Here is a 9,200-nt window from a genome sequence, read left to right on the forward strand (position 1 = left end):
GCATTGCGCCCAGCGCCAACCTCAACCCGGAGCGCACCACGCCCTCGCTGTTCGAGCCGGTGCACGGCTCGGCGCCCGACATCGCGGGCAAGGGCATCGCCAACCCCATCGGACAGATCTGGTGCGGCGCGATGATGCTCGAGTTCCTGGGCCACAAGAACGCGCACGACGCGATCCTTTCCACCATCGAAAAGGTGCTGGCGCCCCAAAGCGGAGCGCCGCGCACGCCCGACATCGGCGGCAAGGCGAGCACCAGCGACCTTGGCAAGGCCATTGCCGCGGCCCTTTGAAATTCGTCTTCAAGAAACGCCCCTAAAATCGCGCGCTCCGCTGTTCTGCACGGCCTCGTGTCGTATTGACACCCTGCAGACCAGTGGTTGTAATCCTCGCTGGCAGCGCGCTGCCGAGGCGTCAGTCCTGCCAGGCTTTTCGAGCCGCGTCATTTCGCGGCCAGCTCGCAGCTGACGAAAGCCGACCAACTTTATTTCTTCTACAAGGGGCCCTTGTGAACAAGACCGAACTGATTGAGCACGTCGCAAAGAACGCCGATATTTCCAAGGCAGCCGCCACCCGCGCGCTGGAATCCACCATCGGCGCCATTCGTACCACGCTCAAAAAAGGCGGCTCGGTGTCGCTGGTCGGTTTCGGCACTTTCGCAGTCGGAAAAAGGGCCGCCCGCACCGGCCGCAATCCGCGCACCGGCGACGCGATTAAAATCAAGGCCGCCAAGATTCCGAAGTTCCGTCCGGGCAAGGCGTTGAAAGACGCGCTGAACTAAGACGTAGACTACGGAGAGTATTCCCGGTGGGGTGCTTAGCTCAGCTGGTAGAGCGGCGCCCTTACAAGGCGTAGGTCGGGGGTTCGAGCCCCTCAGCACCCACCACCACCCGATGCAAAGGCGAACACAGGTTCGCCTTTTTTATTGCCGTCCCGACATCCGTCGCAAAAGAGTGTTCAAGCATGTTTGATTTCTTCCGCAAGTACAACAAGATCGTCATGATTTTCTTGTTCTTGCTGATCATTCCCTCGTTCGTCCTCTTTGGCGTGGAGCGCTATCAGGGCTCCGGCGGCGAAGTGAAGGTTGCGCGGGTCGATGGCCAGAACATCACCCGGCCCGAGTGGGATGCGCAGCACCGTCTCGAGACCGACCGCATCCGCCAGCAATCGCCCAACGTCGATCCAACGCTGCTCGAATCCGACGTGATGCGCTATGCCACGCTGGAGCGCATGGTGCGCGACCGCGTGCTGGCCGCGGCAGCGGCCAAGTCGAACGTGACCATCTCCGAAGAGCGGCTGTCGCGCATCTTCGCGCAGGACACGGGCCTTGCGGCCTTCCGCACGCCGGACGGCAAGTTCGACCGCGAGAGCTTCCAGCGCGTCACCGGCCGCACGCCGGAGCAGTACGAGGCGTCGATGCGCGCCGAGCTGGCCACGCAGCAGATGCTGCTGGGCGTCACGGGCACGGCGTTCACGCCGCCCGCGCTGGCGGCGGCAACCATCAACGCCTTCTACGACCGGCGCGAGATCCAGGTCGCGCGCTTCAGCCCCGAGAGCTTCGCGTCCAAGGTGACCGTGAGCGATGCCGACGTGGAGGCCTACTACAAGGCCCACACCGCGCAGTTCCAGGCGCCCGAGCAGGCCAGCATCGAGTACCTGGTGCTCGACCTCGAAGCCGCCAAGAAGAACATCTCGGTGAACGAGGCCGACCTCAAGACCTACTACGAGCAGAACACGGCGCGCTTCGGCACCAAGGAAGAGCGCCGCGCAAGCCACATCCTGATCACCGCGCCGGCCAGCGCACCGGCAGCCGACCGCGCCAAGGCCAAGGCCAAGGCGGAGCAATTGCTTGCCGAAGTGAAGAAGGCGCCCGCCACCTTCGCCGACGTCGCGCGCAAGAATTCGCAGGATCCCGGATCGGCGGAGAAGGGCGGCGACCTCGACTTCGTGACGCGCGGTGCAATGGTCAAGCCTTTCGAGGATGCGCTGTTCGCACTCAAGAAGGGCGACATCAGCGACGTGGTCGAAACCGAGTTCGGCTATCACATCATTCGCCTCGCCGACATCAAGCCGGCCGTGGTGCCGCCGTTCGAGCAGGTGCGCGCCACCATCGAGAACGAAGTCCGTTCGCAGCAGGCGACGCAGGAATTCGCGAAGGCCGCCGAAACCTTCACCGATGCGGTCTACCAGCAGCCCGACAGCCTCAAGCCCGCGGCGGAAAAGCTGAGGCTCACGATCCAGACGGCCAGCAACGTCTCGCGCACGCCGCCGCCGGGCGCCGCCGGCGTGCTCGCGAACCGCAATTTCCTGAACGCGCTGTTCGCGGCCGATTCGCTGGACCGCAAGCAGAACACCGAAGCCATCGAAGTCGGCTCCAACCAGCTCGCGGCAGGCCGTGTGACGCAGTACACGCCCGCGCATCCGATGCCGCTGGCCGAGGTCAAGGACAAGATCCGTGCGCAGCTCATCACCGAGCGCGCCGCGGTCATGGCCAAGGCCGAGGGCGAAGCCAAGCTCGCCGCCTGGACCGCCAAGGCCGACGGCGCCACCTTCGGCGCACCGGTCACGGTGTCGCGCCGCGAAGCGCAGGCCCAGCCCCTTGCCGTCATCGATGCCGCATTGCGCGCCGATGCGTCCAAGCTGCCCGCGCTGGTGGGCGTGGACCTGGGCACGCAAGGCTACGCAGTGGTCCGCGTGACCAAGGTGGTTCCGCGCACGCCGTCGGCGCCCGAACAAACGCAGCAGGAGAACGCGCAGGTCGGCCAGTCGGTGGCTGCGGCGGAAGAAGTTGCGTACTACAACTTGCTGAAGGAACGCTTCAAGGCAGAGATCCTCGTGCCGAAGCCGGCGGAGACGCTGCCGATGGCCCGCTGACCCGGGCTTGTTGCGCGCCGTGTCGCCTCCGGCTCAGCTGCCAGGACGCGACCACGTATTTCGTCGCACGTGGGACAAGCGCAAGGGGCGCTTGTCGCCAGAATCCCGTGCATGGGAACCCTCTATCTCGTGCGCCACGGCCAGGCCAGTTTCGGCGCCGCCGACTATGACAACCTGAGCGAGCTCGGCCACAGGCAGTCCGTGCGCCTTGGCGAATACTGGCGGGAGCGCGGCATGCATTTCGATGCCGTGATCACCGGCACCCTGAAGCGCCATCGCCAGACCTGGGAAGGCATTGCCGAGGGGCTCGGGCTGAAGCGCGACGATGTGCTGGCGTGGCCCGGGCTCAACGAGTACGACAGCGAGGCTGTCATCGCCACCATCCACGAAGGCAAGCTCGAGAAGCCCGACTCGCCCGAGATGTACCGCCACCACTTCCGCCTCTTGCGCGACGGCCTGGGCGCCTGGATGCAGGGCCGGACCCAGCCCGCCGGCATGCCGAGCTACGTCGATTTCCTGGCGGGCGTGACGACGGCGCTCGACCATGTGCGCGGCCGCCACCACGGCGCCAAGGTGCTGGTGGTGTCGAGCGGCGGACCGATCAGCACGGCCGTGGGCCATGTGCTGGGCACGAGCCCCGAGACGACGATCGAACTGAACCTGCGCATCCGAAACACCGCGGTGACGGAGTTTGCCTTCACGCCCAAGCGGCACATGCTCGTCACCTACAACACGCTGCCGCACCTGGACGCTCCGGCCTACGAAGGCTGGGTGACCTACGCCTGAGCGTCTGCAGCAGCGGCTGCATCAGGCCTGCCAGACGCCGTAGCCGCTCTTGCGCAGCGCGATGCCGAGCTCGACCTCCATCGAGCGCGCGTCCTCGTAGCTCATCGGGTTGTAGCGTTCRTAGAGCGCGGGCAGCAGCCTGAGCCCGAAGGCCTGGACGAAGCTGTTGGCCTGGATGCCGGCCTTGTGCTTGTCGAAGCGGATGTCGGGGTCGAGCCCCGTCATTCCGACGTAGACGAAGGGCTTGCCGAGCTGGTAGTCGGGATTGGCGCGCCTGAACCGGCCATGGTTCCAGACGCGGTCATCGAGTTCGACCACGTAGACGTGGTGCTTCGCCCGTGGTTTGCGCGGCATCGATCCGCACTGCCGGCCGGATCAGCTCTTGCGCTTGATCAGGCCGTACAGGATCAGCAGCACGATCGCGCCGAGCACCGAGGCAATGAAGCCCGCCCCCTGGCCCGCGGTGTACCAGCCGAGTGCCTGGCCGACATAGGTCACGATCAGGGAACCCGCCACGCCGATCAGCGTGGTCACGATGAAGCCTGCGGAATCGTCGCCCGGCTTGACGGCCCGCGCCACGAGACCCACGATGAACCCGATCAGGATGGTCCAGACGATGCTCATGAAGAAATTCCTTTGGCGGTGAATTGGAAAGTGGCGGTCACGGCGAAAAGCGCGAACCGTCGAAGCAAGCGGCGTTCATGATAGCGGAGCAGCGCGATTGCCGAAGCCGGCTCGATCACATCGGGCTCGAGTCCGAGAACTTTGGCGCAGACGGCCATGTCGTGGTTGCTGCTGCGTCCTACAGGGTGCTTCGCGGCGCAGCGCTATACCGGGACCATGCTGGAAAAACTGCCTGAAGTCATCGGCCACGCGCTGCAGGGAATGCGCGCGGGGTTGGACAAGATCGTCTTCAATACGCTTGGCATGCGGCAGGGGATGGCGTCGATTGCCTTGAGCAGCGTTGCTTTCGCGGACCACGCGCCCTTGCCGTCGCGCTATACGGCCGATGGCGAGGGCTTGTCGCCGCCGCTGCAGTGGACCGGGCTTCCGGCGGGCACCGAATCGCTGGTGCTGGTGGTCGAGGATGCCGATTCACCCACGCCGAATCCGCTCGTGCATGCGATCGTCGTCGGGCTGCAGCCGGCCGAGGGCAAGCTCGACGAGGCGGCCATTCCGAGCCGGGACAACGCCGGCGCCGCCGGTTTGCGCGTCGGGCGCAATTCCGGGCTGCAGGCCGCCTGGCTGCCTCCCGATCCGCCCCCGGGGCACGGCGCGCACCGCTACGCCTTCCAGCTGTTTGCGCTCGACGACACGCCCGCGTTTTCCACGGCGCCCGGGCGGGACGAGGTGTTCGACGCGCTGCGCGAGCACGCGCTCGCGAGCGGCCTGCTGATCGGCACCTGCGAAAGGCCGGACGGCTCGATCAAGATCAAGAAGACGGCCCCGGCCGGGCCCCTCGCCACGGGTTGAGAAGAATTTCAGGCCCGTTCGCATGCCCCCGTGGCGAAAACCGGGGTTTTTGCCGCTACAATTGAAGGCTCTGCGGTGGCTGTAGCTCAGCTGGTAGAGTCCCAGATTGTGATTCTGGTCGTCGTGGGTTCGAGTCCCATCAGCCACCCCAAAATACCTTTCCCGACTGCTATTGCGCAATAGCGTCCACGGGAACACAGCGCCGGGCCAGCCCCGGCGTTGTCATTTCCGGCTCCTGCAGCCGGCGCAGCGCTCTTCCTTTGGCTTGATAAAAAGGCATCCAAACTGGTGCGCGCTGCATTGTGCGCCGCCGCAGACCGGGTGCGGGATCCTCAATTTTCACGCGACGGCCTGCTTGTAATAAATTGGAATTGAATTAAAATCCGCCCCGTTTCCAATTTTCAGGAGTCCAACAATGGCTTCGACCCTTGCCGATATCAATTCCCAGATCAAGAAGTACGACGAGCAGATTGCGCAATTGCGCAAGCAGGCCGAAGACCTTCGCAACCAAGAGCGCGCGGGCGTGATTGAAGATGTGCGCCGGAAGATCGCTGAATACGGCCTGACTGCGTCGGACCTGAAACTCAGTGCACGCGGCGGCTCGGTCAAGCGCAGTGCAGGGGTTCCCGCGGTCAAGGCAGCAGCCAAATACCGTGGTCCGACCGGAGAAACCTGGTCTGGCGGCCGCGGCCGCAAGCCGCGTTGGGTCACCGAAGCACTGGCCGCAGGCAAGTCGCTTTCCGAGTTCGAGATCAAGTAAGCGCCGAAGCAGGCCACCCGCCAATAAAAAAGCCCGCATCTGCGGGCTTTTTTATTGGGTGCGAATCCGGGCAAACCCGCAGCGCTCAGTTCACCATCACGAGTTTTCCATTGACGCCGCGCGATCCCATGTGGGCATAGGCAGCTTTCAATTGTGACATCTGCATCGTGCTGTCGATCACGGGCTTGATCTTTCCCTGTCCGTACCAGTGCGCCAATTCGGCCATCATTTGTGCATTGGCCTTGGGCTCGCGCTTGGCGAAATCGCCCCAGAACACACCGACCAGGGAAGCGCCTTTCAACAGCGTGAGGTTCAATGGCAGCGACGGAATCGGCCCGGAGGCAAAGCCGACCACCAAATAGCGTCCGCGCCATGCAATCGAGCGAAATGCAGGCTCGGCGAAATCACCGCCCACCGGGTCGTAAATGACGTCGGGGCCTTTGCCGTCGGTCGCGGCCTTGATGGCATCGCGAAAGCCGCCTGGAAGCGCATGCGTGGTGTAGTTGATGGTGGCGTCGGCGCCAATGGAGCGGCAGAGTTCGCATTTCTCGTCGGTAGAAGCCGCCGCAATCACTTTGGCGCCTGCCGCCTTTGCGATTTGAATGGCGGCGGTGCCCACGCCGCCTGCCGCGCCGAGCACGAGCACGGTTTCACCGGCCTTGAGCTGCGCGCGGTCCATCAGCGCATGCCACGAGGTGGCATAGATCATGATGAACGCCGCCGCGTCGACATGGCCGAAGCCTTCGGGCAGCGGCATGCACAGCGCCGCCGGTGCCAGCGTGTGGGTTGCGAACCCGCCCGTGCCCGAAAGGCAGGCCACGTTCTGGCCGACCTTCAGATGGGTGACGCCTTCGCCCACCGCCTGGACGACGCCGGCGTATTCCGAACCGGGCACGAAGGGCAGCGGCGGCTTGATCTGGTATTTGTTCTGCACGATCAGCAGATCGGGGAAGTTGAGGCTGGCTGCCCTGATCTCGATCAGCACCTGGCCCGGACCCGGCGCCGGCGTCGGCAGTTCCTTCCAGGCCAGCGCATCGACGCCGGTGGGGTTTTCGCAAAGCCATGCGTGCATGCTCGGGTCTCCTTTGAATCAGTCGTGTGTGGGCAATGATGCGAGGCGATGATAGGGGGCGCGGCAGGGCGCCGTTGTCCCTGCTGCGACGCACGCGGCGCCTACAATCCGGGCACTGAAAAGCACCATGAAGATACTTATTTCCAACGACGATGGTTTTCAGGCGCCGGGCATCGTCGCATTGCACGACGCATTGAAAGACATCGCGGACGTCGAGGTGGTTGCACCCGAGCACAACAACAGCGCCAAGTCCAATGCCCTCACGCTGGCGGCGCCGCTCTACGTGCACAAGGCGCACAACGGTTTTCGCTACGTGACGGGCACGCCGGCCGATTGCGTTCACATCGCGCTCAAGGGGCTGCTCGGCTACCGGCCCGACCTGGTGGTCTCCGGCATCAACAACGGCGCCAACATGGGCGACGACACCATCTACTCCGGCACCGTGGGTGCGGCCATGGAGGCCTATCTGTTCGGCATCCCGGCCATCGCGTTCTCGCAGATCGAGAAGGGCTGGGCGCATGTCGACGCGGCCGCGCAGGTGGCCCGGCGCCTGGTGCAGCAGATCGAACGCGAGCGCATGCTGGACGGCGGCGCCTTCCTGCTCAACGTGAACGTTCCGAACCGGCCGCTCGAAGAGCTCAAGCCGATCCAGGTTTGCCGGCTGGGCCGGCGCCATTCCGCGGAGAAAGTCATCACGCAGGAAAGCCCGCGGGGCGAGACGATGTACTGGATTGCAGGTGCCGGTGGCGCCAAGGACAGCGGCGAGGGCACCGACTTCCATGCCACCGCTGCCGGCCACATTGCGCTGACGCCGCTGCAGATCGACCTGACCGACCATGCMAACCTGGGCCAATGGCGCGAGACGGTTGCCCGTCTCGGTAATTGAGCATGGCCACGCAACGGCCTGGATTCCCGGTTCGCCTGACACCCACCGCCTCGGCCGCCACGCGCGGGCGCCTGCCCGCCGTGCCTGCCAAGCCGATGGTGCCGTCCACGCCTTCGATGGCCTCCGACGCCGTGCGCGCGCGCATGGTGCAGAAGCTCGCCGCCCAGGGCATTGCCGATGCGCGCGTGCTGCGCGCGCTGAGCGCGGTCGAGCGGCATCGCTTCGTCGACAGCGCGCTGGTCAACCAGGCCTATGAAGACACGAGCCTGCCGATCGGACTGGGCCAGACCATCTCCAAGCCGAGCGTGGTGGCCCGCATGATCGAACTCCTGCTGGGCGCGCCCGCACTGGCCGGCAAGCCGCAGGACCGTCTCGGCCGCGTGCTGGAAATCGGCACTGGCTGCGGCTACCAGGCCGCAGTGCTGAACCACGTGGCCACGGAGGTGTACAGCATCGAGCGCCTGCGCGGACTGCACGAGCGCGCGCGCGCCAACCTGCGGCATTTCCGGCTGGCCACGGTTCACCTGATGCTGGGCGACGGCATGGTCGGCTATGCCAAGGGTGCGCCCTATGCCGGCATCATCGCCGCGGCAGGCGGCGAGGCAGTGCCGCAGGCCTGGATCGAACAACTCGCCGTCGGCGGACGCATCGTGGCGCCCACGCACTCGGCAGGCGGCGGGCAGGCGCTCGTCGTCATCGATAAAACCGCCCGTGGACTCGAGCGCCGCATTCTTGAGGCGGTTCACTTTGTCCCCCTAAAATCGGGCATCGCTTGAAGGAACAACAAATGCAGGGTTTTGGCAATCGGAGTTGGTGCGCTGGTATCACGTTGGCCGTTGTGCTCGTGATCGCGGGCTGCGCCGCACCGCGAGGGCCGGCACCGGTCGAAGACCGGGGCACGATGACGCGTGCGCCCAATGCGGCACCCGGTGGCCCGCTCATCACCACCGACGCGTCGGGCAAGCCGCTTCCAGGCATCGAGAACTATGGCAAGCCGGGCTATTACGCCGTGCGGCCCGGCGACACGATCCGCCGCATCGGCAACGAAACCGGCCAGAGCTGGCAGAACATCGTCCGCTGGAACAATCTTGAAAATCCCGACCTGATCGAAGTCGGACAGGTGCTGCGCGTGGTGCCGCCGGTGGGACCGGGCACCGCCGTTGCAACCGCGCCAGCGTCTTCCTCTTCCGAGGGCGTGGTGACCAAGCCCGTCGCGCCGCCGTCGGCGGTGGTGCCTGCGGCGCCCGCCAGCGCTGCGGTCGGCAAGCCGCCAGTGACGGCGTCGCCGTCGGCGCCCGCAGCAAGCTCGGGCGACGAAGACCTCGGCTGGATCTGGCCGGCGCACGGCACGC

General features: G+C 65.4%; 13 protein-coding genes and 2 tRNA genes. 11 read left to right on the forward strand and 4 right to left on the reverse strand.

Annotation, left to right across the window (positions count from 1 at the left end; genetic code table 11):
* The 5 genes from AC1DOC_RS08230 to AC1DOC_RS08250 all read left to right on the forward strand — a co-directional run.
* On the forward strand, nt 1-290 hold a 290-nt coding region (locus AC1DOC_RS08230; RefSeq protein WP_478129646.1), incomplete at its 5' end, for an isocitrate/isopropylmalate family dehydrogenase.
* Nucleotides 291-505: 215 nt separating this feature from the next.
* Nucleotides 506-778, forward strand: a complete 273-nt coding sequence (locus AC1DOC_RS08235) for an HU family DNA-binding protein (protein ID WP_478129647.1) — start codon at nt 506-508, stop codon at nt 776-778.
* A 29-nt stretch (nt 779-807) separates the two neighbouring features.
* Nucleotides 808-883 (forward strand) — tRNA-Val (locus AC1DOC_RS08240).
* Between the two features lie 77 nt (nt 884-960).
* On the forward strand, nt 961-2,871 hold the full coding sequence (locus AC1DOC_RS08245) for a SurA N-terminal domain-containing protein (protein ID WP_012746931.1): 1,911 nt from the start codon (nt 961-963) through the stop codon (nt 2,869-2,871).
* 111 nt (nt 2,872-2,982) lie between these two features.
* Entirely contained in the window at nt 2,983-3,657 is a 675-nt protein-coding gene (locus tag AC1DOC_RS08250; RefSeq protein ID WP_012746932.1) for a histidine phosphatase family protein, read from the forward strand.
* A 21-nt stretch (nt 3,658-3,678) separates the two neighbouring features.
* On the opposite strand, the gene AC1DOC_RS08255 is transcribed toward AC1DOC_RS08250, so the two are convergent.
* The 3 genes from AC1DOC_RS08255 to AC1DOC_RS08265 are packed head-to-tail and all read right to left on the reverse strand — an operon-like array spanning nt 3,679 to nt 4,439.
* Nucleotides 3,679-4,011 (reverse strand): hypothetical protein, encoded by a 333-nt coding sequence (locus tag AC1DOC_RS08255; protein ID WP_012746933.1) that lies wholly within the window; start codon nt 4,009-4,011, stop codon nt 3,679-3,681.
* 21 nt (nt 4,012-4,032) lie between these two features.
* Nucleotides 4,033-4,281, reverse strand: a complete 249-nt coding sequence (locus AC1DOC_RS08260; RefSeq protein ID WP_012746934.1) for a GlsB/YeaQ/YmgE family stress response membrane protein — start codon at nt 4,279-4,281, stop codon at nt 4,033-4,035.
* A complete protein-coding gene (locus AC1DOC_RS08265) occupies nt 4,278-4,439 on the reverse strand; it encodes a hypothetical protein (protein WP_155247783.1) in 162 nt (53 codons plus the stop codon). Before AC1DOC_RS08265 ends, AC1DOC_RS08260 begins: the two co-directional genes overlap by 4 nt.
* A 58-nt stretch (nt 4,440-4,497) precedes the next feature.
* Between AC1DOC_RS08265 and AC1DOC_RS08270 the strand changes: the two genes are divergently transcribed.
* The 3 genes from AC1DOC_RS08270 (at nt 4,498) to AC1DOC_RS08280 (ending at nt 5,890) form a co-directional block, all read left to right on the forward strand.
* Nucleotides 4,498-5,130 (forward strand): YbhB/YbcL family Raf kinase inhibitor-like protein, encoded by a 633-nt coding sequence (locus AC1DOC_RS08270; RefSeq protein ID WP_012746935.1) that lies wholly within the window; start codon nt 4,498-4,500, stop codon nt 5,128-5,130.
* A 75-nt stretch (nt 5,131-5,205) separates the two neighbouring features.
* Nucleotides 5,206-5,281 (forward strand) — tRNA-His (locus AC1DOC_RS08275).
* A 264-nt stretch (nt 5,282-5,545) separates the two neighbouring features.
* The gene (locus AC1DOC_RS08280; RefSeq protein WP_012746936.1) at nt 5,546-5,890 is read left to right on the forward strand and encodes an H-NS histone family protein; all 345 of its coding nucleotides are present in this window, start codon (nt 5,546-5,548) and stop codon (nt 5,888-5,890) included.
* A gap of 85 nt (nt 5,891-5,975) precedes the next feature.
* Here AC1DOC_RS08280 and AC1DOC_RS08285 read toward each other — a convergent pair whose 3' ends face one another.
* A complete protein-coding gene (locus AC1DOC_RS08285) occupies nt 5,976-6,962 on the reverse strand; it encodes an NADPH:quinone oxidoreductase family protein (RefSeq protein ID WP_478129648.1) in 987 nt (328 codons plus the stop codon).
* Between the two features lie 127 nt (nt 6,963-7,089).
* Here AC1DOC_RS08285 and surE point away from each other — a divergent pair, with 127 nt between their 5' ends.
* The 3 genes from surE to AC1DOC_RS08300 form a co-directional block, all read left to right on the forward strand.
* Nucleotides 7,090-7,848, forward strand: a complete 759-nt coding sequence (surE, locus tag AC1DOC_RS08290; protein ID WP_018903013.1) for a 5'/3'-nucleotidase SurE — start codon at nt 7,090-7,092, stop codon at nt 7,846-7,848.
* Nucleotides 7,849-7,850: 2 nt separating this feature from the next.
* Nucleotides 7,851-8,624 carry a protein-L-isoaspartate(D-aspartate) O-methyltransferase gene (locus tag AC1DOC_RS08295; protein WP_062362153.1) on the forward strand — a complete coding sequence of 258 codons (774 nt, stop codon included), beginning with the start codon at nt 7,851-7,853 and terminating at the stop codon, nt 8,622-8,624.
* A 62-nt stretch (nt 8,625-8,686) separates the two neighbouring features.
* On the forward strand, nt 8,687-9,200 hold a 514-nt coding region (locus AC1DOC_RS08300), incomplete at its 3' end, for a LysM peptidoglycan-binding domain-containing protein (RefSeq protein WP_478129649.1).

It is taken from the genome of Variovorax sp. 01T439_2 (assembly GCF_056398445.1).